Genomic DNA, 22,940 nt, shown 5'->3' with positions numbered 1-22,940 from the left:
GGTCCGGGTTGCGCTATCGATTGTCCGAAACCAGGGATGCACTCCAAGTCGGACAGAACGATCATAGGACCAGTCTTAGGAGTCTTCCAATGGGGTCTTACCTTTTCCCTTTGATCGCCGTGCTCATCTGGTCGGTCAATACCGTGGTCAGCAAGATGGCGGCCGACAGCATCGGCGCGGCCGAGATCGGTTTCTACCGCTGGCTGGTGGCGGCCGTGCTGTTCACGCCGTTCCTTTTGCCCTCCATCTGGCGCCAGCGCGCCGACATCCGGCCGCTGCTGCCGCGCCTCATCGTGCTGGGGATGCTGGGCATGGTGATCTACCAGAGCCTGGCCTATTACGCGGCCCATATGACATCGGCCACGCACATGGGCCTGATCGGCTCGCTCACGCCCATGATGGTGCTGGGCCTGTCCACCGCCATGCTGGGCCAGGCGTTGAGCCGGGGCGCCGTGCTGGGCTGCGTGCTGGCGATTGCGGGCGTGGCCCTGGTGGTGTCTTCGGGGCAGCCTGCCACCTTGCTCACCCAGGGCCTCAATGGCGGCGATGCGCTGATGTTCGTGGCCATGCTGGCCTATGCGGTCTACAACATACTGCTCAAGCGCTGGCCCATGCCGCGCCTGGCCACGGTGCAACTGCTGTACCTGCAGATCCTGGTGGCCGTGATCGCGCAGCTGCCGCTGTTCCTGATGGCGCCGCGCACGGGGCTGAACGCGACCAACCTGCCGCTGGTGGGCTTTGCGGGCATCATGGCCTCCATCGCCGCGCCGCTGCTGTGGATGATGTCGGTGGCGCGCATCGGCCCGGGCCGCTCCAGCATGTTCTTCAACCTGGTGCCCATCTTCACGGCCGTGATCGCCTTCATGGCATTGGGTGAGCCCCTGGCGGCCTACCACGCCGTGGGCGGCGTGCTGACCATTGGCGGCCTGCTGCTGGCCGAGCTGTGGAAGCAGCCTTTGCGCGCACCGCGTGCCGCCGCCACCGCCTGAAAAAATCAGGGTTTTCCCGAGCGCAAATGGTGCACGCATGCTGCATGCCGGTGCGGCGCCCGCACCAGCTCTGCCCATAAGAATTTGCATTCAGGCCTGCTCATAATTTCTTGTTGGACAGCCCTGTCCCGCCTTTCGATACTGCCGCCACAGGAACAGCTCCAGACGCCCGGCCGGTCTCACTGCAGACCCGCCAGCGCCTGAAGCCCCTAAGACACACGGGCCCCGCCCCGGTCCGTGTGCCCGCTGCACCGTCGAAGACAGGAGACACCCCATGAGCAGTCCGGCATCCGCCGCACATTCCCCCGCCCACGGCGCCGGCCAGGCATCGCCGCCCGACATGGACGCCACCTACCGCAAGATCGCCTGGCGCTTGATTCCCTTTCTGGTGCTGCTCTTCATCCTGGCGTGGATAGACCGCGTCAACGTCGGCTTCGCCAAGCTGCAGATGCTGGACGACCTGCAGTTCAGCGAGGCCATCTACGGCCTGGGTGCCGGCATCTTCTTCATCGGCTACTTTTTGTTCGAAGTGCCCAGCAACCTGCTGCTGGAGAAGATCGGCGCACGCAAGACGCTGGCGCGCATCACCATCCTGTGGGGCGCGGCCTCCATGGCCATGGCCTATGTGACCACGCCCACCATGTTCTACGTGCTGCGCTTCATCTTGGGTGTGGTGGAGGCCGGCTTCTTCCCCGGCGTGGTGCTGTACCTGACCTACTGGTTCCCGGCCCGCCACCGGGCGCGCGTCAACGGCCTGTTCATGACCTCGTTCGCCATTGCAGGCGCGGTGGGCGGCCCCATTGCGGGCGCCATCATGAATGGCATGCAGGGCGTGAGCCATCTGTCCAACTGGCAATGGCTGTTCATCCTGGAAGGCATTCCCTCGGTGATCGCCGGCTTCTTCGTGCTGCTGTACCTGCCCGAGAAGCCCGCCAACGCCAGGTGGCTGAGCCCGGCCGAGCAGCGCGCCGTGACCGCCGCCGTGGAGGCAGAGAACCTGGGGGGCCACAAGCATGTGTCCTTCCTGGACGCCTGCCGCAACTACCGCGTGTGGCTGTGCGCTGCCGTGTATTTCTGCATCGTCAGCGGCAACGCCACCATTGCCTTCTGGTCGCCGTCCATCATCAAGGAGATCGGCATCCAGAACACGCTGCAGATCGGCCTGATCTCGGCCATTCCCTTCCTGGCCGGCACGCTGGCCATGGTCTGGAACGGCATGCATTCGGACAAGACCGGCGAGCGCCGCATGCACTGCGCCCTGTCCGCGCTGATCGCTGCGGCGGGCCTGATCCTCACGGGCCTGTTCCTGCACAACGCCGTGCTCGCCCTGTGCGCGCTGACGCTGGCCTCCATCGGCATCCTCGCGGCATTCCCCGTGTTCTGGTCGATTCCTGCCGCCTTCCTGGCCGGCACGGCGGCGGCCGGCGGCATTGCGCTGATCAACTCCATCGGCAACCTGGCCGGCTTCGTAGCGCCCTACATGATCGGCGCGCTCAAGACCAGCACGGGGTCGCTGTCCTCGGGCCTGTACTTCGTGGCCGCGCTGGAATTCATGGCCGCCTTCCTGGTCGTGCTCTTCGTCAAGAAGCAGTGATGCCTGCGCGCCGCACCGCGCGCGCCACTGCCCCCTCCTCTTTCCCACCGGGGCCTGCGGCCCCGCCTTTTTCCTGGATCGCCTGCCATGCAACTGCAGTTCACCACCCCCGAGGGCCAGACCTTCGCCCCTGAATTCGACACCCTGATCGTCGCCGGCTGGGCCGGCCGCGACCGCGAGGCCATCGAGCACCATATCGAGGAGCTCGCCGCCATCGGCATCCCGCGCCCCAGCGCCGTGCCGCTGTACTACCGTATCTCCAGCAACCAGCTGAGCCAGCGCAGCGCGCTGCAGGTGCTGGGCCCGGACTCCTCGGGCGAGGTCGAGGTCTTCGTGTTCACGCACGAAGGCGAGATGTTCGTGAGCCTGGCCTCCGACCACACGGACCGCAAGCTGGAAGCTTACAGCGTGGCCTTTTCCAAGCAGGCCTGCGTCAAGCCCGTGGCCACCCAGGCCTGGCGCTTTGCCGACGTGGCCGGCCACTGGGATGAGCTGGTCGTGCGCTCGTGGATCGTGGAAGACGGCCGCGAGGTGCTCTACCAGGAAGGCACGCTGGCCAGCCTGCGCACGCCCCAGGACCTGATCGCAGGCTTCACGGGCGGCAAGGATCTGCTGCCCGCAGGCTGCGGCATGACCTGCGGCACGGTGGGCGCCATCGGTGGCATCCGCCCCTCGACGCAGTTCTCCATGGAGCTGTACGATCCCCGCAGCCAGCGTTCCATCCGCCACAGCTACCGCAGCGAACTGCTGGACGTCGTGGCCTGAGCCCCGACTCCGATCCGCCCACGCCCGCCTTCACCCACAGGACTTCCCACATGACCCAAGCCCTCCCCCTGCCCAGCCTGGAACTGGCATCACAGCGCCTGCATGGCGGCGAAACCACCTCGGTGCAGCTGACCGAGCAGGCCCTGGCCCGCACCATGTCGGGGGAAGGCCCCAAGGTGTTCACGCGCGTGTTCCAGGGCGCGGCCCTGGCCGAGGCCCGCGCCAGCGACGTGCTGCGTGCGGCCGGCCTGGCGCGCTCGCCCATCGAGGGCCTGCCGGTCTCGGTCAAGGACCTGTTCGACATCGCCGGCTTTCCCACGCTGGGCGGCTCGCGCCTGCTGGCCGACGCACCGCCCGCGCAGCGCACGGCCGAAGTGGTGCAGCGCCTGCGCCAGGCCGGCGCCGTCATCGTGGGCACGACCAACATGACCGAGTTCGCCTACTCGGGCCTGGGCATCAACCCGCACTACGGCACGCCGCGCAATCCCTGGCAGCGTGACGAGGACGGCGGCCGCATCCCGGGCGGCTCGTCCTCGGGCGCGGCCATCTCGGTCACCGACGGCATGGCCATGGCGGCCATCGGCTCGGACACGGGCGGCTCGGTGCGCATTCCTTCGGCGCTGTGCGGGCTCACGGGCTTCAAGCCCACGGCGCGCCGCGTGAGCATGGAGGGCGTGCTGCCGCTGTCGGCCAACCTGGACTCCATCGGCCCGCTGGCCCCCAGCGTGCGCTGCTGCGCCACGCTGGACGCCATCCTCTCCGGCGAGCCGCTGGGCGAGCTGCATGCCGCGCCACTACAGGGCCTGCGCCTGCTGGCACCCACCAACGTGGTGCTGGACGGCATGGACGCTACCGTGGCCGCCGCCTGGGAGCGCACGCTGACCCTGCTGTCGCAGGCGGGCGCCCACATCACCCATGCCGTGGTCGCGCCCTTCGGCGAGCTGGCCGACATCAATTCCAAGGGCGGCTTCACGGCCGCCGAGGCCTGGGCCTGGCACCGCCACCACATCGCCACGCGCCTGTCCGAGTACGACCCGCGCGTGGGCACGCGCATCCTGCGCGGCAAGGACATCAGCGCGGCCGACTACATCGACCTGCTGGCACGCCGCAGGCAGTGGATTGCCGCCGTCAGCGCCCAGATGGCCGACCATGACCTGATCGTCATGCCCACCGTGCCCGTGGTCGCCCCGAAGATCGCCGACCTCACGCAGAGCGACGAAGCCTACTTCGGCGCCAACGGCCTGATCCTGCGCAACCCCACGCTGATCAACTTCCTCGACGGCTGCGCCATCTCCCTGCCCTGCCACCGCGCAGGCGAGGCGCCCGTGGGCCTGAGCCTGGCCGGCCTCGGCGGGCAGGACCGGCGACTGCTGTCCGTGGCCCTGGCCGTGGAGCAGCTGCTGGCTTCGGCGCAGGGCTGATCGACCAGGCGGCCTCGGGCCTAGCCGCCCAGGCCGCTGCCCGGCAGCCGCGCCACGGCCTGGCCGTGGTTCAGCGCAAAGGCGGCGGCGGTCTCCTCGGCCGCGCGCGCCACCACTTCGGTCAGCGGGTTCTGGTGGTCATTGCGAAAGCAGGCCACCAGCGGCAGCGAGGGGAACTCACGGTCCACGCGCAGCAGGCGCAGGCGCTGCTCGGCCAGCTCGCGCTGGATGATGGCCGGCGGCACGGCGGCCACGCCCAGGCCGTCGCAGACCACGCGGATCATGGTCGCCACCGAGGCAATGCAGTTCAGGTGCACCGAGGCGCTGCTTTCTGTGGAGAACAACTGCTCGATCACCGCATACGGCTCGGAGCCGCGCGCAAAGCACATGATGGGAAAGGCCGCCAGCTCGGCCAGGCTCAGGGTCTCGTCGCCAATGCCCAGCTTGGGGCTGCCCACCCAGGCCATGGGAAATTCACCCAGCGACAGATGGCCCACGCCGGCCGCCGTCACGGGCTTGGCCTGCAGCGACAGGTCCAGCTGGCCCTTCACCAATTGATCGGACATGTGCAGCGTGGTGTCGCAGGCGATCTCCACCTGCAGGCGCGGATAGCGCTGCTGCAGCAGCGCCAGGAAATCGGGAAACCAGCTGTGCACGATGGACTCGATGGCGCCGATGCGGATCACGCCGGCATAGGCCTGCTTGTCCAGCATGTCCTCGCGCATCTCGCGCATGAGGCGCAGCATGCGCTCGGCATGGACCAGGGCCTTGGCGCCGTCGGCCGTCAGCGTGACCTCGCGCACGCCACGGTCGAACAGGCGCACGCCGAACTCCTGCTCCAGCGTGGCGATGCGGCTGGAGACGGCGGCCTGCGTGGTGTACAGCCGCTCGGCCGTCATGCGGAAATTGCGCAGCTCGGCCAGCAAGACAAAGGTTTCCAGGAACCGTAGATTCATGCGGCGATGTTAGCCGTCCAGGCCATATCGATATAGCCCATGCATAGAACAGCTGCGTGCACAATGAATGCCTGGTTTTCGCGCAGTGTCTGCGCGCCACCCCCGACTGTCCAACCACCACCCCAACTCGCGGAGGTCCGATGAGAGCTGACAACATCCTGCAAACGATTGGCAACACGCCCCATGTGCGCATCAACCGCCTGTTCGGCGCCGGTGCCAATGTGTGGATCAAGTCCGAGCGCGGCAACCCCGGCGGCTCCATCAAGGACCGCATCGCCCTGGCCATGGTCGAGGACGCCGAGAAGTCCGGCGCCCTGCAGCCCGGCGGCACCATCATCGAGCCCACCAGCGGCAACACCGGCGTCGGCCTGGCCCTGGTGGCCGCCGTCAAGGGCTACAAGCTGGTGCTGGTCATGCCCGAGAGCATGAGCATCGAGCGCCGCCGCCTGATGCTGGCCTACGGCGCCAGCTTCGACCTCACGCCCAAGGAAAAGGGCATGAAGGGCGCCATCGCCCGCGCCCAGGAACTGGCCAGCCAGACGCCCGGCGCCTGGATTCCCCAGCAGTTCGAGAACCCCGCCAACATCGACGTGCATGTGCGCACCACGGCCCAGGAAATCCTGGCCGACTTCCCCGAAGGCCTGGATGTGCTGATCACCGGCGTGGGCACGGGTGGCCACCTGACAGGCGTGGCCAAGGTGCTCAAGGCCAGGTTCCCCCAGCTCAAGGTCTTCGCCGTGGAGCCTGCCGCATCGCCCGTGATCTCGGGCGGCCAGCCCTCTCCCCACCCCATCCAGGGCATTGGCGCAGGCTTCGTGCCCAAGAACCTGGACACCAGCCTGCTGGACGGCGTGATCCAGGTCGAGGCCGAACCCGCGCGCGAGTACGCACGCCGCTCGGCCCGCGAGGAAGGCATCCTGGTCGGCATCTCCTCGGGCGCCACGCTGGCCGCCATTGCGCAAAAGCTGCCCGAGCTGCCCGCAGGCGCCAAGGTGCTGGGCTTCAACTACGACACGGGCGAACGCTACCTGTCGGTGGAAGGCTTCCTGCCGGCCTGACCGCCCTGCACCCTGAGCAAGCCAAAGGCCCTTCGCGGGCCTTTTGTCATGGCAGAGCCGTTCAGATCGTCAGGCCCTGAGCCAGGTGCCGCAGCAGCGCATCCACCTTGGGCAGCAACTGGCGGCTGCGCGGCCAGACCAGGTGCAGCGGCAGGCCATCGACTTCGGCGCCGGGCAGCAGCCGCAGCAGGTGGCCATCGCGCAGCGGCGCCTCAACCATCCACGTGGCCAGTTGGGCGATGCCGCAGCCCGCCATCACGGCAGCCACCACCGCTTCGCCATCGCCCAGCACCATGCGCGGCTGCACCGCAATGGCGCCGGCACTGCTCTGCCATGCACTCATGCCTGCATCGGTCCTTCCATAGGCCACGGCATCATGGCCGGCCAGTGCCTGCAGGCTGTCAGGCGCTCCGCGCCGCTCCAGATAGGCAGGCGATGCGCAGAACACCAGCCGCTCCCGCCCCAGCAGACGCTGGCCCAGTCCCGCAGGCAGCTGCACGCTGCCGCCTATGCGCACGGCCACGTCGATGCCTTCGTCCACCACGTCCACGAAGCGGTCCGTGAACGACACCTGGGGCTGCACCGCCGCATGGCGCTGTGCAAACTCCAGCAGCAGCGGCATCACCTTGAGCCGTCCGTACAGCGCCGGCAGGTCCACGCGCAGCCTGCCAGCGGGCTCCAGGTGCTCGGCGGCCAGCACCTGCTCGGCCGACTCCAGCTCGCCCAGCACGCGCACACAGGTGCGGTAGAAGGCCTCGCCGGCATCGGTCAGCCGCAGCCGCCGCGTCGTACGTTCAAACAGGCGCGTCGCCAGCCGGGCTTCCAGCCGGGCCACGGCCTTGCCCACGGCCGAGCCTGTCAGGTGCAGCCGCTCGGCAGCAGCCGTGAAACTGCCCGCGTCTGCGGTACAGACAAAGGCCTCGAGGCCCTTGAGACGCTCCGAAGGAAACATGGCGATGGCGGCTTTCATTCAAGAATCCATTTCCAGTATCTGCAGAAAATTCATCCGAGATAAGAATTCATATCTTAAATAAGCTCGCGGGCCTGTTGTTTCTTTTCCCCGGAGTCTTTGCGCATGTCCTCTGCCCCATCCCTGAACCGCGATGCCCGCCCCTCCATTCCTGCCACCCAAGGCAAGGCCGCCACCGCCGTGCTGGCGGTGGCGGCTTTCGTCATCGTCACAACGGAGTTCCTGATCGTCGGCCTGCTGCCGGCGCTGGCGCGCGACCTGGGCACCAGCGCTGCGGCGGCCGGCCAGCTGGTCACGCTGTTCGCCCTGGTCGTGGCGCTGGCCGGTCCGCCGCTCACGGCCTGGCTGGCACCGGTGGGCCGCAAGCGCCTGTTCGTGGCCATTGCCCTGCTGTTTGCGGGCTCCAATGCGCTGGCGGCCGTGGCGCCCAGCCTGGGCGTGCTGGCACTGGCGCGCCTGCTGCCGGCCATGGCGCTGCCGGTGTTCTGGGGCACGGCCAGCGAGACCGCCGCGCAACTGGCAGGACCGTCACGCGCAGGCCGTGCCGTGGCCAGCGTCTACCTGGGCATTTCTGCGGCGCTGCTGCTGGGCATTCCCCTGGGCACGCTGGCCGCCGATGCCGTGGGCTGGCGCGGCGCCTTCGGCCTGCTGGCCCTGCTGTCGCTGCTGGTGGCCCTGGCCCTGCAATGGAAGATGCCGGCGCTTGAAGGCGCGCCCCGCATGCCCCTGGCGCAGCAGTTGCGCGTGTTGCGCACTCCCCGGTTCCTGGCGCAGATTGCGCTGTCGGTGCTGGTCTTCACGGCCATGTTCACGGCCTATACCTATCTGGCCGAAATCCTGGAGCGCGCCGCCGGCGTGGCGCCCGCACGCGTGGGGTGGTGGCTGATGGGATTTGGCGCCGTCGGCCTGGCCGGCAACTGGCTGGGCGGGCGCTGGGCCGAGCGCCACGCGCTGAGAGTCACAGCGGCGCTGTGCCTGGTACTGGCCCTGGGCATGGCGGCCACCGTGCAGTTGGCCCAGGCCCTGCCCTGGCTGGTGGTCGCGCTGGCCGTCTGGGGCGTGGCCAACACGGCCCTGTACCCGGTCTGCCAGATCCGCGTCATGCAATCCGCACCCCAGGCGCAGGCCCTGGCGGGCACGGCCAATGTCTCGGCCGCCAATGCCGGCATTGCGCTGGGTGCCCTTTTGGGCGGATGGGCACTGCAGACCGCAGGCCCTCTGTCCACGGGCCGGGTTGCCGCCGGCCTGGCCATGCTGGCGGCCGTGGCGGCGCTGTGCATGGCACGCTCGGGGCGAGCAAGGCACGCGCACTGCGCATGATCCACTCCATGAAGAGCTAGGGCCGGCAACCGCAGCGGCGTGCATTGTTGCTGGCCGCTGCATGCTGCGTTGTCTGCACGCGCACAAAGTGAACAGCCTTGGGCCTGGACAATCCGTACTGGCGCCGCGACCGCATCCCGGACCGCCGCCTGTGTGTAGCGGAGACGTGACGCCCAGCCCGGCGTATGACAGTTGTGTGGAGATTTCTTACAAAACATGTTGCGGCCCAAGGTCATGCTGAACGCGCATCGGGCAAACCCGACTCTGGCCTACGATGGTCTGACCAAGGAGTAAAAAAATCTTGTTCGGTTTCTTTGAAAAACGCGTTCCGCCCTATCCCAGCGTCGAGCCCACGGTCCCGCCCAAGGGCTTTTTTGCCTTCATCTGGGCCTGCACGCAAGGCATGCGCGGCTGGATCGCGCTGCTGACCTGCACCTCGGCGCTGCTGGCCGTCTACGAGGCGGCGCTGTTCGCCCTCATGGGCCATGTGGTGGACTGGTTGTCCACGGTGTCGCCGGCTGGTTTCTGGGCAGAGCAGCGCGGCACGGTGTGGGGCATTGCCGCCGTCCTGCTGTCCAGCGTGCTGTTGCTGGCCTTTCACACGGCGGTGATGCACCAGGTGCTGGCCATCAACTTCCCGATGCGGCTGCGCTGGGTGTTCCACCGGCTGATGCTGGGCCAGAGCATGTCGTTCTATGCCGACGAGTTCGCGGGCCGCATCACCACCAAGATCATGCAGACCGCGCTGTCGGTGCGCGAAGTGGTGTTCATGGTGGTCGATGTGCTGGTGGGCGTGAGCGTCTACATGATCGGCATCCTGATCCTGGCGGCCAGCTTCGAGTGGCGGCTGATGATTCCGTTTGCGCTGTGGCTGGCCGCCTATATCGGCGCCTGCTGCTACTTCGTTCCACGCCTGGGCAAGATCGGCAAGGAGCAGGCCGATGCACGCTCCATGATGACGGGCCGCGTGACCGATGCCTACACCAACATCGCCACCGTCAAGCTGTTCGCCCACACGCGCCGCGAGGCCGAGTACGCGCGCAACGCCATGGAGGCCTTCAAGTCCACGGGCTATGCGCAGATGCGGCTGGTCAGCCAGTTCGAGATCGTCAACCACCTGATGATCACGATGCTGCTGGTGGGCTCGGCGGGCACGGCGCTGTACCTGTGGTCGGCCGGACAGGCCAGCGCAGGCGTGGTTGCGGCCATCATCGCCATGGCGCTGCGCCTGATGGGCTATTCGCACTGGGTGATGTGGCAGATGACGGGCCTGTTCGAGAACGTGGGCACCATCCAGGACGGCATCCTCACGCTGACCAAGCCGCGCACCATCGTGGACGCACCCGACGCGAGGCCGCTGCAGGTCACGCACGGCGCCATCGCCTTCGAGGACCTGAGCTTTGCCTACAAGGACGGCGGCAAGCAGGTGATCGACCACCTGAACCTGCACATCCGCGCCGGCGAGCGCATCGGCCTGATCGGCCGCTCGGGCGCGGGCAAGTCCACGCTGGTGAACCTGCTGCTGCGCTTCCATGAAGCCCAGGGCGGGCGCATCACCATCGACGGCCAGGACATACGCACCGTCACGCAGGACAGCCTGCGCGGCGCGGTGGGCATGGTCACGCAGGACACCTCGCTGCTGCACCGCTCCATGCGCGACAACATCCTCTACGGCCGCCCCGACGCGACCGAGCAGGAGATGCTGGCCGCCGCGCAAAAGGCCGAGGCCTCGGACTTCATCGCCACGCTGACCGACCTCAAGGGCCGTGGCGGCTACGACGCCCAGGTGGGCGAGCGCGGCGTCAAGCTGTCGGGCGGCCAGCGCCAGCGCGTGGCGATTGCGCGCGTCATGCTCAAGGACGCGCCCATCCTGCTGCTGGACGAGGCCACCAGCGCGCTGGACAGCGAGGTCGAGGCGGCCATCCAGCAAAGCCTGGACAGCCTCATGCACGGCAAGACCGTGATCGCCATCGCCCACCGCCTGTCGACCATCGCGGCCATGGACCGGCTCATCGTCATGGACCAGGGCCACATCGTCGAGCAGGGCACGCACCAGCAACTGCTGGAGCTGGGCGGCATCTACGCCAAGCTGTGGTCGCATCAGAGCGGCGGCTTCCTCGCAGAGCAGGGCTCGGAAGCTGCCAACGCCAACGGCTAGACGCTCGCCAGATCCCGGTCCAGCTGCGTATGCAATGTGTAGCGGCTGGCCGGGTGCAAGGTCACGCTGAGGTCCATCAACTCCCCATCGGTATCCAGGTAGCGGCGCACGATCTTCAGCGCCGCTGACCCTGCCGGGGCCTGCAATTCCTCCGACAGCGCATCCGGAATGAGCGCCCCCACCACGGCCTGCCGCACCCGCGCGATGCGCAGGCCGTACTGCTGCTCCAGCAGGCTGCTGACCAGCAACTCGGGCGCGGCGCGCACGCGCTCGGCCAGTTCCTGCGTGTCAAAGCGCTGCGCATCCACATAGACCACGGTCCAGGCAATGGGCAGGTGTGGCGCGGCGCCGTCGCGGCGCAGGCTGCAGATGGCCAGCCAGCGGCTGCCGGCCGGGCAGTCCAGTTCGGCGGCCAGGTCCTGGTCCAGCACCACCTCTTCGATGCGCCGCACCTCGCGCACATGGGTGGCGCCGAACTGCACCAAGTCTTCCAGCGAGGTCAGCGCCTGGCGGTAGTGCGCATGGGGCTGCGCCGCCTCCACGCGCGTGCCCACCTTCTTGCGCCGCGATACCAGCCCTGACTGCTGCAGCTCGGCAATCGCCGCGCGCACGGTGTGGCGGCTCACGCCATAGCGGTCGCACAGCTCCAGCTCGGTGGGCAGCAGGGCGCCCACGGCGTATTCACCCGAGGCAATGCGCTCGGACAGGTCGCGCGCCACCTGGGCATAGCGTGTCTCAGCCATGGGCGCAGGCCCTCACCCCAGGCAAACCCGGATGTTCGTAATGTACGTACATAAATAAAAATATCGATATGTCCGAACTTAATTGCAATTGCGCACCATGACCCTTCCGTCCTTCACCTCCAGCACCGCCATCGATTCGCTGCTGTTCCGCGACGCCTTCGGCACCCCCGCCATGCGCGCCATCTTCGCCGACAGCGCGCTGGTGTCGCGCTACATCGAGGTCGAGGTCGCGCTGGCGCGCGCCCAGGGCCGCTGCGGCGTGATTCCGGCCGAGGCCGCACACGAGATCGCGCAGCGCTGCAGCCTCGACGCGCTGGACTTCGAGCTGCTGCGCAAGGAAACCGACATTGTCGGCTACCCCATCCTGCCGCTGGTGCACCAGTTGGTGAAACAGTGCGGCGAGGCGGGCCGCTACATCCACTGGGGCGCCACCACCCAGGACATCATGGACACGGCCACCGTGCTGCAGGTGCGCGATGCGCTGGACCTGGTCGATGCCGACATCGCCGCGCTGCGCACCATCCTGGCCGACCTGGCAGAACGCCACCGCGACACGCCCATGGCCGGCCGCACGCACCTGCAGCACGCCCTGCCCATCACCTTCGGCTACAAGGCCGCCATCTGGCTGGCCATGTTCGACCGCCATGCCCAGCGCCTGCTGGAACTGCGCCCGCGCGTGCTGGTGGGCCAGTTCGCGGGGGCGGCAGGCACGCTGGCCTCGCTGAGCGGACGGGGCCTGGAAGTGCAGCAATTGCTGATGGAAGAACTGGGCCTGGGCGTGCCCGCCACCACCTGGCATGTGGCGCGCGACGGCCTGGCCGAAGCGGTGAATTTCCTGGCCCTGGTCACCGGCTCGCTGGGCAAGATCGCCTACGACGTGATGCTGCTGTCCTCCACCGAGTTCGGCGAGGTGTTCGAGCCCTTCGTCACGGGGCGCGGCGCCAGCAGCACCATGCCGCAAAAGCGCAACGCCATCTCCAGCGAGCTGATGCTGGCCGCCTCCAAGGCCGTGCGCCAGCATGCGGGCCTGATGCTGGACGCCATGGTCCAGGACCTGGAGCGCGCCACCGGCCCCTGGCACGCCGAATGGGTGGCCCTGCCCGAGAGCTTCGTGCTCTCGGCCGGCGCCCTGCACCAGGCGCGCTTCATGCTGGGCGGCCTCATCGTCGATCCCGAACGCATGGCCCGCAACCTGGACATGACCGACGGCCTGATCGTGGCCGAGGCCGTGATGATGGGCCTGGCCCCGCACACGGGCCGCCAGCAGGCGCACGACATCGTCTATGCCGCGTGCCGCAGCGTCAACGCCGAGGGCGGCACGCTGGCCGATGCGCTGGCCCGACTGCCCGAAGTCACGGCCCATTTCGACCGCGCGGCGCTGCAGCGCCTCACCGACCCGCGCAACTACCTGGGCGAGGCCCCGCAAATGGTGGACCGCGCCCTTGCGCTGTCGCGCGCCCATACAGCCAGCGGCCGCTGACACCCCGGCCCAGGACAGAACACAGCACTACAGGAGACAACACCATGCCTTTCCATCTTCCCCGCCTGCCACGCCTGGCCCTTGCCCTGGCCGCCGCCACCTTCGCCCTGGCCGCGCACGCCCAGGGCGGCTACCCCGCCAAGCCGCTGACCTGGATCGTGCCCTTCGCGGCCGGCGGCCCCACGGACGCCATGGCGCGCGACATCGCCCAGCGCACCAGCACCCAGCTGGGCCAGCAGATCATCATCGAGAACGTTCCGGGCGCGGGGGGCACCATCGGCGCGGCCAAGGCGGCGCGCTCGGCGCCCGACGGCTACAGCTTCCTGGTCGGCCACATGGGCTACATGGGCGCGGCGCCGTCGCTGTACAAGAAGCTGGCCTATGACCCGGTCAAGGACTTCGAGGCGGTGTTCCGCTTCCCCGACACGCCGCTGGTGCTGCTGGTGGGCAAGAACTCCCCGTACAAGACGGCCGAGGAGCTGGTGGCCTTCGGCAAGCAGAACCCGGGCCGGCTGAACTTCGGCAACGCGGGCGTGGGATCGACCTCGCACCTGGTGGCGGCGCTGTTCGCCAGCCGCGCGCAGATGGAGATCACCCAGGTGGCCTACAAGGGCGCGGCGCCGGCCATGACCGATGTGATCTCGGGCCAGGTCGATGCCATGTTCGACCAGACCAACACCGCCCTGCCCCAGCTGGCCGGCGAGCGCATCCGCGCCATCGCGCTCACCTCGGACAAGCCCATGCCCCAGTTCCCGGGCGCGGCAGCGCTGGGCCAGAAGCTGCTGCCGGGCTTCGAGACCGCCACCTGGTACGGCATCTACGCGCCCAAGGGCACGCCGCGCGACGTGGTGCAAAAGGTCTACCAGGCCTATACCAAGGCCCTGGCCGACAAGGCCTGGACCGACAGGATGGCCGCCCAGGGCATACGCCTGCTGCCCGCAGATCAATACGCGCCCGAAGCCCTGGCCCGCCACACGGCAGCCGAGGTGGAGCGCTGGCGCAAGGTGGCGGCCGACGCGAAGATCTCGCTGGACTGAGCCCATGGACCAGACACGCACCCAGGCCCAGGCACAGACCCAAGCTCATACCCGCATCGAGCACGATGCCTTCGGCCCCGTCCACATCCCTGCCGACCGACTCTGGGGCGCGCAGACCCAGCGCGCGCTGGAGCTGTTCACCATTGGCGAGGAGCGTTTTCCGCAGGGCCTGTACCGCGCCTTCGGGCTGCAGAAGCTGGCGGCAGCGCGTGCCAACCGGCGCCTGGGCGTGCTGGACGACGAGCGCGGCGCGGCCATCGAGGCCGCGGCCACCGAACTGCGCGACGGCCTGCTGGACGCGCATTTCCCGCTGACCATCTGGCAGACGGGCTCGGGCACGCAGACCAACATGAATGCCAACGAGGTCATCGCCAACCGCGCCAACCAGATGCTGGGCCAGCCCCCGGGCACGCGCAGCCCGGTCCACCCCAACGACCATGCCAATGCCTCGCAGTCGTCCAACGACAGCTTTCCCACGGTGATGCACCTGGCCACGGCGCTGGAGCTGCGCGACCACCTGCTGCCCGCCCTGGAGCGGCTGCAGCAGCGCCTGCAGGAACGCGCCCTGGCCTTTGCCGGCGTGCTCAAGGTGGCGCGCACGCACCTGATGGACGCCGTGCCCATGACGCTGGGCCAGAGCTTCGAGACATTCGCCCACCAGGTGGGCCACGGCATCCACCGGCTGCAGGCCACCCAGCCCCGGCTGTGGAGCCTGGCCCAGGGCGGCACGGCGGCCGGCACGGGGCTCAACGCGCCGGCCGGATTCGACCGGGTCTTCTGCGAGGAGATACAGGCGCTCACGGGCCTGGCGGTCACGCCCAACCCCTGCAAGTTCGAAGGCATGGCCGCGCACGATGCGCTCATCGAGGTCTCGGGCGCACTCAACGTGGTGGCCGGTTCGCTGACCAAGATGGCCAATGACATCCGCCTGCTGGGCTCAGGCCCGCGCTGCGGCCTGGGGGAGCTGGTGTTTCCCGACGATGGGCTGAGCTCCTCCATCATGCCGGGCAAGCGCAACCCGACCGTGGCCGAGGTCGTGGTCCAGGCCGCCTACCAGGCCATGGGCCACCACCTCACCGTCACGCTGGCGGGCTCGGCCGGGCACTTCGAGCTCAACGTGGCCAAGCCCGTGCTGATCCACCACCTGCTGCGCGCCATGCGCGCGCTGGGCGACGCCAGCCGCGTGTTTGCCGAGAAGCTGGTGGCCGGCCTGCAGGCACACACCGAGCGGCTGGAGCAGCAGGTCAGCCACTCGCTGCTGCAGGCCACCGCGCTCAACCCGGTGCTGGGCTATGACGCCGTGGCGCGCATCACGCGCGAGGCCATGGCACGCGGCATTGCGCCGCGCGAGGCGGCCGTGGAGCTGGGGCTGATCACGGCGGCCGAGTACGACCGGCTGGTGGACCTGCGGGCCATGGCCGGGCTGCCGCCCGCGTAGCGGCCTCAATCCTCCAGGCCTATGTTCTGCACGATCTTCTTCTCGTCCTCGAACGCCTTCCTGGCGAACGCCGTGTACTCCTGGCTGCCGCGGAACTGCGTGCGCACGCCGTAGTTGCCGACGACCTGGCGGAAGGCCGGGTCGTCCATAGCGGCCTTGATGGCGGCTTCGAGCTTGCGCACGATCTCTGGCGGCAGGCCGCGCGGCCCGGCAATGCCCAGGGGCGAGGGCACATCGAAGGCATAACCGGCCTCGCGGAACGTGGGCACGTTGGCAAAGGCCTCGGGCCGCACCTCGGAGGCCGAGGCCAGCGCGCGCAGCTTGCCCGAGCTCAGGTACGGCAGCACCGTGTTGGCGTACACGCCGGACTTGATGTGGCCGGCCATCAGCGAGTTCAGCGCCTCGGCATCGCCCTTGAAGGGCGCGTGCGTGAAGCGTGCGCCCGTGGCCTGCTCCAGCAGCGCCATCACCACATGGTTGGCCGTGAACTTGCCCGGCGTGCCGTAGTCCACGGCGCCCGGATTCTTCTTGGCGAACTCGACCAGATCCTGCACCGTCTTGAACGGCGAGTCCTGGGGCACGGCCAGCACGAAGTCATAGGTCATGTAGGTGGCGATGTAGCTAAGATCGCGCACCGGGTCGTACTGCACCTTCTGGATGTGGGGCTGGCGGAAGATGCTCACGGGCGCCAGCGTCAGGCGGTAGCCATCGGGCTTGGCCGTGCGCATCTCCATCACGCCCATGGACGCGCCTGCGCCGGGCTTGTTCTCGATCACCACGGTCTGCCCCAGCTGCTTGCCCATGCCCTGGGCCAGCGCACGCGCCACCACGTCGGTCACGCCGCCCGCGCCGTAGGGCACGACCAGGCTGATGGGGCGGCTGGGATAGCTGTCCTGCGCCCATGCTGCGCCCGTCATCAGGACCGATGCGCACATCCATGCGCCAAACACTCGTCTTTGCATTTCCATCTTCCTCAGAGGCTCACGACCATCGAACTTGCTGCTGTTCAATTTAGATGGATGCATGCCAACCATGGATTCGGGCAAGCCCGTAGCGTTGGGGCTTGTGGGGAAAACGCGCAGCGTGGGTGCGGGGAGTGGAACTCTATAGCGGAGGGTGACGTGGTTACTTGGTTTGCAGAGTTTGTGGGCTGCTTTTTGTGCGCATCGCGGTGATTGGGGCATGTCTTTGACGTGACAGCTACGGGGCGTATGCCTTCAGAGCAGCTGCCATTCAGGGATGTTTTTTTGTCCCTGCCGGGGGGTTGTTTCTCGAGGCCGGGTCTCGGCCCGGCCTCGAGAAACAACCACCCGGCAGGGGCAGGCTATGGACCCCATAAAAGAAAAGCGCCACCAGCATCCCTGCCAGCAGCGCCTTCCTCAGCCAATCATCAGACCAAAATCAGCGAACGGTATCGCCCAAAACAAGCCCTTCACGGCGCGGATCAGCCCCACCTTCCAGCTGCGCCTGCCCATTGCGCTGCACCCGCAAGATGGTGCCAATACCGCTGGACTGCGCACTGATGGACACCACATGGCCCAGGGCACGCAGGCCGCTGACCAGCGGATCGTCGTTGCCGCCATTGGCCGTGTTGATGTTGGGGTGCTCGCCGCCCACGTTGGTGGTCGGGCTGTTGGCCGCGCCGAAGTCCACCATCGATGTGGCCTGCTGGGCATCCAGACCCCAGTCCAGCGCGCCGACCAGGGTCTTGGTCACGTACTGGATGATGGTGCTGCCGCCCGGCGAGCCCGTGGCCATCTTGAAGTCGCCGGCGGTGCCGTCGGTCTTCAGGTCGAACACCAGCGTGGGCGCCATGGAGCTGCGCGGGCGCTTGCCCGGCTGCACGCGGTTGGCGACCGGGCCGTCGGCGGTGCTGGGGATGGCAGCGAAGTCGGTCAGCTGGTTGTTGAGCACAAAGCCGCGCGTGACGTGGAAGGAGCCCATGCTGGACTCCACCGTGGTCGTCATGCTCAGTGCGTTGCCCTTGGCATCGACGATGCTCATGTGCGTGGTGCCGGCCTCCTTGACATCGACCACGCCCTGCGAAGGCGTGCCGAAGTTGCCGGCCTGGGCCGTGCCCATGCTCTTGGTCGTGGAGATGAGGGCGGCGCGCTGGCGCAGGTAGCTCTTGTCCAGCATCAGGGCCGGCGAGCCGCCGGGCAGGGGCACGAAGTCGGTGTCGGCCACGTACTTGTCACGGTCGGCATAGGCCAGGCGCAGGGCTTCGCTGACCAGGTGCACGCCCATCACCGAGGGCTTGCCGCCTTCGCCATCGATGGCCGTGGGCGCATAGGCCTTGAGGTCGAAGTTTTCCAGAATGCCCATGGCCTGGGCCACGGCGATGCCGCCGGACGACGGCGGCGGCATGCTGCAGACCATGTAGCGCGCGCGGTAGGTGGTGCAGACGGCCTCGCGGCGCTTGGCCTCGTAGCTGGCCAGATCCTGCAGCGTGGTCTTGCCGGGGGTGATGGGCGCACCGTCCGAGACGGTCTGCGTCACGCCCACCTTGCTGACGATGGCCTGGGCCAAGTCGCCACGGTAGAAGGCGTCGGCGCCGCCATTGGCGATGCTGCGCAGCGTGTCGGCATAGGGCTGGTTGACGAACTTGGCGCCCAGCGCCAGCGGCTTGCCCTGGGCATCGAAGTACAGCTTGGCGGCATCGGCATCGCGCGCCAGCTCCGTCTTGGAGCCCTCCAGCGCGGCGGCCATGCGTCCGCTGATGGGAAAGCCCTTGCTGGCCAGGTCGATGCCCGAATTGAACAGCTGGGGCCACGCGGTCTTGCCGTAGTCCTTGTGCGCGAGTTCCAGCATGCGCACCACGCCGGGCGTGCCGATGGAGCGGCCGCTGGCGCGCGCCGAGGGCTTGGGCGCGGTCTGGTCGGCGGTGTCGTCCACGTAGCGCAGGTAGTTTTCGGTGGCGGCGGCCGGCGCGGTCTCGCGGCCGTCATAGGCCACGACCTTGCCCGTGGCTGCATCGCGGTAGAGCATGAAGGCGCCACCGCCGATGCCGCTGGACTGCGGCTCTACCAGGCCCAGCACCATCTGCACGGCCACGGCCGCATCCACGGCCGAGCCGCCGGACTTGAGCACCTCGCAACCGGCCTTGGACGCCAGCGGGTTGGCCGTGACCACCATGTACTTGGAGGTGTGCAGGGCCTTCTTGCCGAGGCGGTAGCCCGACGAGGGTTCGGGGGCGGCCGGATCACCGGGCAGGCCCGAGCCCACGACCACGCTGCCATCGCCCGAGGTGATGGCGCAGGCGGCCAGGTCGTCCTGGCCCGATCCGCCATTGCCACCGCCTCCGCACGATGCGAGGAACAGCGGCGTGGCGGCCGCAAGGCCGATCCACTGCCATGCAGGCAGGCGTTGCCTGGAAGGGGGTTGCTTCATGAAATGTCTCCTTGTGGTGCGTGGAATGCGTTGATCTTGTTCACCTGGGGCAGCACCCGCCCGCAGGCTTGCCGCGAGCTTACATCCGTTCCACCACCACTTCGCGCAGATGCAGCCACGCGGTGCAGGACGTCCGTCCGGCGCCTGAGCGACCGGGTATCCATGCAAACTTCATACCAAGTGTGTGCACTGTTTTAGCGAGCATGAAGGATGCGAGGCAATTGAACTGACGCTAGCGTTCGGAACGCTGCTGCGATGTTTGACGCATGTGTTGTGTTGTCTGCGGGACAGTCTACGTTGGCAGGCGCCAGTCAAAACCGGCTGCCGTGTTGCCACGCACCAAGGATTCGAGAGGCAACGCAGGTCGCGCCCCATCCGGCCAGGCGTCCGTATGACGCAGAAATGCCCAGAGCGCATCGCTTTCATGCCGCTCTCCATAGGTCACCCTCTCCCTGGCGTTGTCTCGGCCCTCATTCTTGGCGGCGAGCAGCTGCGCCTGGCACCAGGCCACCTCCCGTACCAAGGCAGTCGCCGCAGGTACGTCTCCAAGCTTGAGCCACATGCCTTCCAATGCAAAGGCCCGAATGTTGGCGCAGTAGCTGGGAACCGACCCCACGCGCTCGAATCCGAAAGCTCGGCCATCCTTCGTGTTCAGGCGCAGATAGTCTCCCCAGAGCGGACTGCTATCGATCCACCCCGTCGATGGATCCACCAGCACCCTGGCGATGCGCTCGGCCTGATCCATGCCGCGTTGATCCGGGATGGTGTGCACTCCCTGCGACCTGCAGGACCTCAACGAATAAAGCTTGTTGGACGGCACGTCATGCCAGCCATTCAATCGACGATCCGCATAGGCGTTGACGCATGCCTGCTTCTCCTGCGCGACCTGCTTTCCGCTCGTGCGATCCGCAATGGTGCGGAACACAAAAATCGCAGCCACCACGATCAGGCCGGCTATCGCCAGCCGCGCTCCAAGCACCTTGAGAGCCAGTCCCGCCAGCTTGGCCCCGGCCACAAGCCCCATTGAGGCACGCGTGCCTATTGGAATCCGGTGCCATGCCAACCCCCAATGATGCAATTGCTCTTCGGGAAGCCACCACTTCAGCCATGATTGCCATTGCTGTTCCACGTAACCCAGAAACCTCGGCGTGAGCAGCAGCTCCCGTGCAGAGTCGGGATTGGGCTCGCCGAGCAAGCCTGTCGCTACTTTGTGCAGCATGGGAGGTAGCCGCGCCAGGCTATCCAGTATGTGTTCGAGTGGCTCCACACCCACCCCTCGGCGGCGCCAGTCGAACACGGCATCTGCGGCCAGCAGCAAGGCGCTGCTGCGCGCCCCGAAGGTCCTGCCGGCGATGCGCCGTGCGAGCTGCCGCTCGAAGGCCTCACGGTTGTCGAAGCCCTGCAATTCCGGCCTTTTCAACAGGATCCGAAGCTCCTGCGTGGCGGCATCCAGCTCCCATGGCTGGAATCGACACTGCCATCCATCCAGCACACGGTTGGCCACATCCTCTGGTGGCTCTGGTGGCTCTGGTGGCTCCGGTGGCTCCGGTGGCTCGGGAGTTTCTGCCAACTCCATCTGTTTGGTTGGCTCGGCATGTTCAGGGCGATCCGGGCCAGGTGCCGGCCTGGCAATGAAAGCCAAAGAGTCTCGGACAAATGCGTCTGCCTGCGGTTCATTCAGCTGCGCTTGGGCGCCAGGCTCCTGCACATTTGCATTTGCCCGCACATGGGCCATTGCCAGCTCGTAAGCGGCGCGCAATTCCATGAAAGCCTGTGGCTGGGACACCTGATCCAGGCCCTTGAGCAACTGCGCGTAAGCCCTGCGCACTGCACGCCCATCAGAGTCGGGGGGCAGCCCAAGTTGTGCGAATGCCTCGCTCAGAGTCATGGCTACTCCAGATCAGGGAAGAACTGGTCAGCCTCGATACTCGCCAGCAGGTCTTCAAGCCGCTTGCGCGGCTGTGCGAACCTGCGCTCATCCTGCGTCTCCAGCGCCACCTCGAGGCCCAGAATTGCATCGGCCAGCAGGCTACGCCACTGGCCAAGCAACTGCGTGTGGTGCCGCTCGGCCCGCGCCATCAGCGCACGCACTTCCAGACGGTCACGCGGGTGCAGCTTGAGCCCCTGCAATCTTTCCAGGCATCTAGACAGCTCCTCCGGAGAGAGCCGCTCGGCCGATGACTCGATCACCAGTTGCTTTACCTGCCCCTGCTGCTGTTCGCCGCGCAGCGGCCAGGCCTCGACTTCCAGCAGACCGTTGGCATCGAGTGTGAAGCGTACGTCGAACGCCACATCGCCGAATTTGCCTCGCGGCAATGGCAGCAGGAGCTTGCCCAGCGCCGTGTTGTCCTGCACACGACGCGCCTCTCCCTGATAGATCTCGATAGCAATCTGCGTTTGGTCCGCCGACACCGGGTAGAAACGCTTCACCCGGCTCGCTGGAACAATGGTGTTGCGCTCCAGCACCGGCGCCATGAAGCCCGTCTGCCGATGTCCGTTGCCCAGTTCCCTGGAGACATGGATTCCGAGCGTATAGGGACAGACATCCGTCATCACCCGCTCGGCCAGCGCCTTGTCGCGCCCGCGCAGCGCGGCCTGCACCGCAGCACCGAGTGCCACGACCTCATCGGGATCGAGCGAGACTTCGGGAAAGCGCCCGAACAGCCGCGTCACCAGCTGCCGCACGGCCAGCAGACGCGTGCTCCCACCGGCGAGCACGACGGCATCCAGCTCCTGCGGGCGAATGCGCGAATCACGCAAGGCGCGCTCGACCGGCTGGCGCATGCGCTCCAGCAACGGTTCAAGTACAGCTTCAAGGTCCCGCAGTGTCCAGGTCATCGCCAGCGACTCGCCATCGACATCGATGCGCATCACGGCAGCTTCCTGTACGGCCAGCCTGCGCTTGGCGGCCTCGGCCGCACGCCGCAGCCGCGCGCCCACCTCAGGCTGGTGCAACTGCTCCTCGGACATGCCCGCATGCTGCGCAAAGCGCCGCACCATGAGCTCATCCACATCCTCGCCGCCCAGGCGGTTGTCGCCCGCCGTGGCGCGCACCTCCATCACGCCCTCGAACAGTTCAAGCACCGACACATCGAACGTGCCGCCGCCCAGGTCGAAGACCAGAAAGCGCCCCTCATCCCGATGCAGCCCGTACGCCAGAGCCGCCGCCGTGGGCTCGTTGAGCAAGGTGATGTTCGCAAACCCCGCCAGCACGCCCGCCGCGCGCGTGGCCTGACGCTGCGCGTCGGCAAAGTAGGCAGGGACGGTGATCACCACGTCCGTCACCACCGCGCCCAGATCGGCTTCCACATCAGCCTTGAGAGATCGCAGCACCAGCGCCGACAACTCCTCGGCACGCATCAGATGCTCACCCAGCCGAAACACCCGCGCCGTGCCCATATCGCGCTTGAACACGGCGCAACTCAGGTGCGGATGGCTCTGCAGCCGTTCACGCGCCGGCTCTCCCACCAGCAGGCGGCCATCGCTGTCCACACTGACGACGGAGGGCGTCAGCACTTTTCCAAGGGCATTGGGCACCAGGCGGGCGCAGCCGTCCTGCCACACCGCCACAAGGCTGTGCGTGGTGCCCAGATCGATACCTACGAACATGTTTTTTCCCCT

The 22,940-nt window shown here is 67.5% G+C and carries 17 protein-coding genes; 10 read left to right on the top strand and 7 right to left on the bottom strand.

Annotated features, from left to right (window positions below):
- Positions 1 to 89: 89 nt before the first annotated feature.
- The 4 genes from KDK82_RS20765 (at position 90) to KDK82_RS20750 (ending at position 4,769) form a co-directional block, all read left to right on the top strand.
- Positions 90 to 989 (top strand): DMT family transporter, encoded by a 900-nt coding sequence (locus KDK82_RS20765; protein WP_012203377.1) that lies wholly within the window; start codon positions 90 to 92, stop codon positions 987 to 989.
- Between the two features lie 274 nt (positions 990 to 1,263).
- On the top strand, positions 1,264 to 2,583 hold the full coding sequence (locus tag KDK82_RS20760) for an MFS transporter (protein ID WP_088166083.1): 1,320 nt from the start codon (positions 1,264 to 1,266) through the stop codon (positions 2,581 to 2,583).
- A gap of 87 nt (positions 2,584 to 2,670) precedes the next feature.
- A complete protein-coding gene (locus KDK82_RS20755) occupies positions 2,671 to 3,348 on the top strand; it encodes a DUF2848 domain-containing protein (RefSeq protein WP_013804123.1) in 678 nt (225 codons plus the stop codon).
- A gap of 50 nt (positions 3,349 to 3,398) precedes the next feature.
- Positions 3,399 to 4,769 carry an amidase gene (locus KDK82_RS20750; protein WP_088166082.1) on the top strand — a complete coding sequence of 457 codons (1,371 nt, stop codon included), beginning with the start codon at positions 3,399 to 3,401 and terminating at the stop codon, positions 4,767 to 4,769.
- A gap of 20 nt (positions 4,770 to 4,789) precedes the next feature.
- Here the strand turns inward: KDK82_RS20750 and KDK82_RS20745 are convergent, their stop codons facing one another.
- Positions 4,790 to 5,725, bottom strand: coding sequence for a LysR family transcriptional regulator (locus KDK82_RS20745; protein WP_034390463.1), 936 nt, complete (start codon positions 5,723 to 5,725; stop codon positions 4,790 to 4,792).
- A 140-nt stretch (positions 5,726 to 5,865) separates the two neighbouring features.
- Here KDK82_RS20745 and cysK point away from each other — a divergent pair, with 140 nt between their 5' ends.
- Positions 5,866 to 6,783, top strand: coding sequence for a cysteine synthase A (gene cysK / locus KDK82_RS20740; RefSeq protein ID WP_013804126.1), 918 nt, complete (start codon positions 5,866 to 5,868; stop codon positions 6,781 to 6,783).
- A gap of 61 nt (positions 6,784 to 6,844) precedes the next feature.
- Here the strand turns inward: cysK and KDK82_RS20735 are convergent, their stop codons facing one another.
- Positions 6,845 to 7,753, bottom strand: a complete 909-nt coding sequence (locus KDK82_RS20735; RefSeq protein WP_088166081.1) for a LysR family transcriptional regulator — start codon at positions 7,751 to 7,753, stop codon at positions 6,845 to 6,847.
- A gap of 105 nt (positions 7,754 to 7,858) precedes the next feature.
- Between KDK82_RS20735 and KDK82_RS20730 the strand changes: the two genes are divergently transcribed.
- Positions 7,859 to 9,073 carry an MFS transporter gene (locus tag KDK82_RS20730; RefSeq protein ID WP_088166080.1) on the top strand — a complete coding sequence of 405 codons (1,215 nt, stop codon included), beginning with the start codon at positions 7,859 to 7,861 and terminating at the stop codon, positions 9,071 to 9,073.
- Between the two features lie 301 nt (positions 9,074 to 9,374).
- Complete coding sequence (locus KDK82_RS20725) at positions 9,375 to 11,231, top strand: ABC transporter ATP-binding protein (protein ID WP_013804128.1); 1,857 nt, start codon at positions 9,375 to 9,377, stop codon at positions 11,229 to 11,231.
- Here KDK82_RS20725 and KDK82_RS20720 read toward each other — a convergent pair.
- Positions 11,228 to 11,974, bottom strand: a complete 747-nt coding sequence (locus KDK82_RS20720) for a GntR family transcriptional regulator (protein WP_013804129.1) — start codon at positions 11,972 to 11,974, stop codon at positions 11,228 to 11,230. The genes KDK82_RS20725 and KDK82_RS20720 overlap by 4 nt on opposite strands.
- A gap of 97 nt (positions 11,975 to 12,071) precedes the next feature.
- On the opposite strand from KDK82_RS20720, the gene pcaB reads away from it, so the two are divergent.
- The 3 genes from pcaB to KDK82_RS20705 are packed head-to-tail and all read left to right on the top strand — an operon-like array spanning position 12,072 to position 15,929.
- On the top strand, positions 12,072 to 13,454 hold the full coding sequence (pcaB, locus tag KDK82_RS20715) for a 3-carboxy-cis,cis-muconate cycloisomerase (protein WP_088166079.1): 1,383 nt from the start codon (positions 12,072 to 12,074) through the stop codon (positions 13,452 to 13,454).
- 44 nt (positions 13,455 to 13,498) lie between these two features.
- Positions 13,499 to 14,491 carry a tripartite tricarboxylate transporter substrate-binding protein gene (locus tag KDK82_RS20710; protein WP_088166078.1) on the top strand — a complete coding sequence of 331 codons (993 nt, stop codon included), beginning with the start codon at positions 13,499 to 13,501 and terminating at the stop codon, positions 14,489 to 14,491.
- Between the two features lie 4 nt (positions 14,492 to 14,495).
- Complete coding sequence (locus KDK82_RS20705) at positions 14,496 to 15,929, top strand: lyase family protein (protein WP_088166077.1); 1,434 nt, start codon at positions 14,496 to 14,498, stop codon at positions 15,927 to 15,929.
- Between the two features lie 5 nt (positions 15,930 to 15,934).
- Here the strand turns inward: KDK82_RS20705 and KDK82_RS20700 are convergent, their stop codons facing one another.
- The 4 genes from KDK82_RS20700 to KDK82_RS20685 all read right to left on the bottom strand — a co-directional run bounded on the left by KDK82_RS20700 (position 15,935) and on the right by KDK82_RS20685 (position 22,928).
- Positions 15,935 to 16,891, bottom strand: a complete 957-nt coding sequence (locus KDK82_RS20700) for a tripartite tricarboxylate transporter substrate binding protein (protein ID WP_012203366.1) — start codon at positions 16,889 to 16,891, stop codon at positions 15,935 to 15,937.
- 439 nt (positions 16,892 to 17,330) lie between these two features.
- Entirely contained in the window at positions 17,331 to 19,319 is a 1,989-nt protein-coding gene (gene ggt, locus KDK82_RS20695) for a gamma-glutamyltransferase (protein WP_088166076.1), read from the bottom strand.
- 292 nt (positions 19,320 to 19,611) lie between these two features.
- Positions 19,612 to 21,207, bottom strand: a complete 1,596-nt coding sequence (locus KDK82_RS20690) for a molecular chaperone DnaJ (protein WP_088166075.1) — start codon at positions 21,205 to 21,207, stop codon at positions 19,612 to 19,614.
- 2 nt (positions 21,208 to 21,209) lie between these two features.
- The gene (locus tag KDK82_RS20685; RefSeq protein WP_088166074.1) at positions 21,210 to 22,928 is read right to left on the bottom strand and encodes a molecular chaperone HscC; all 1,719 of its coding nucleotides are present in this window, start codon (positions 22,926 to 22,928) and stop codon (positions 21,210 to 21,212) included.
- Between the last annotated feature and the right edge of the window lie 12 nt (positions 22,929 to 22,940).

The organism is Delftia sp. K82, from assembly GCF_002193035.1.
Lineage (GTDB): Bacteria > Pseudomonadota > Gammaproteobacteria > Burkholderiales > Burkholderiaceae_C > Comamonas > Comamonas acidovorans.
This window is presented reverse-complemented; position numbering and strand designations above follow the sequence as displayed.

Bases quoted from the DNA above. Each gene is read 5' to 3' on its own strand.
- cysK (WP_013804126.1), top strand. From the start codon at position 5,866: ATGAGAGCTGACAACATCCTGCAAACGATTGGCAACACGCCCCATGTG.
- KDK82_RS20690 (WP_088166075.1), bottom strand. From the start codon at position 21,207: ATGACTCTGAGCGAGGCATTCGCACAACTTGGGCTGCCCCCCGACTCT.
- pcaB (WP_088166079.1), top strand. From the start codon at position 12,072: ATGACCCTTCCGTCCTTCACCTCCAGCACCGCCATCGATTCGCTGCTG.
- KDK82_RS20745 (WP_034390463.1), bottom strand. From the start codon at position 5,725: ATGAATCTACGGTTCCTGGAAACCTTTGTCTTGCTGGCCGAGCTGCGC.
- KDK82_RS20700 (WP_012203366.1), bottom strand. From the start codon at position 16,891: ATGCAAAGACGAGTGTTTGGCGCATGGATGTGCGCATCGGTCCTGATG.
- KDK82_RS20765 (WP_012203377.1), top strand. From the start codon at position 90: ATGGGGTCTTACCTTTTCCCTTTGATCGCCGTGCTCATCTGGTCGGTC.
- KDK82_RS20755 (WP_013804123.1), top strand. From the start codon at position 2,671: ATGCAACTGCAGTTCACCACCCCCGAGGGCCAGACCTTCGCCCCTGAA.
- KDK82_RS20705 (WP_088166077.1), top strand. From the start codon at position 14,496: ATGGACCAGACACGCACCCAGGCCCAGGCACAGACCCAAGCTCATACC.
- ggt (WP_088166076.1), bottom strand. From the start codon at position 19,319: ATGAAGCAACCCCCTTCCAGGCAACGCCTGCCTGCATGGCAGTGGATC.
- KDK82_RS20730 (WP_088166080.1), top strand. From the start codon at position 7,859: ATGTCCTCTGCCCCATCCCTGAACCGCGATGCCCGCCCCTCCATTCCT.
- KDK82_RS20750 (WP_088166082.1), top strand. From the start codon at position 3,399: ATGACCCAAGCCCTCCCCCTGCCCAGCCTGGAACTGGCATCACAGCGC.
- KDK82_RS20685 (WP_088166074.1), bottom strand. From the start codon at position 22,928: ATGTTCGTAGGTATCGATCTGGGCACCACGCACAGCCTTGTGGCGGTG.
- KDK82_RS20735 (WP_088166081.1), bottom strand. From the start codon at position 7,753: ATGAAAGCCGCCATCGCCATGTTTCCTTCGGAGCGTCTCAAGGGCCTC.
- KDK82_RS20760 (WP_088166083.1), top strand. From the start codon at position 1,264: ATGAGCAGTCCGGCATCCGCCGCACATTCCCCCGCCCACGGCGCCGGC.
- KDK82_RS20710 (WP_088166078.1), top strand. From the start codon at position 13,499: ATGCCTTTCCATCTTCCCCGCCTGCCACGCCTGGCCCTTGCCCTGGCC.
- KDK82_RS20720 (WP_013804129.1), bottom strand. From the start codon at position 11,974: ATGGCTGAGACACGCTATGCCCAGGTGGCGCGCGACCTGTCCGAGCGC.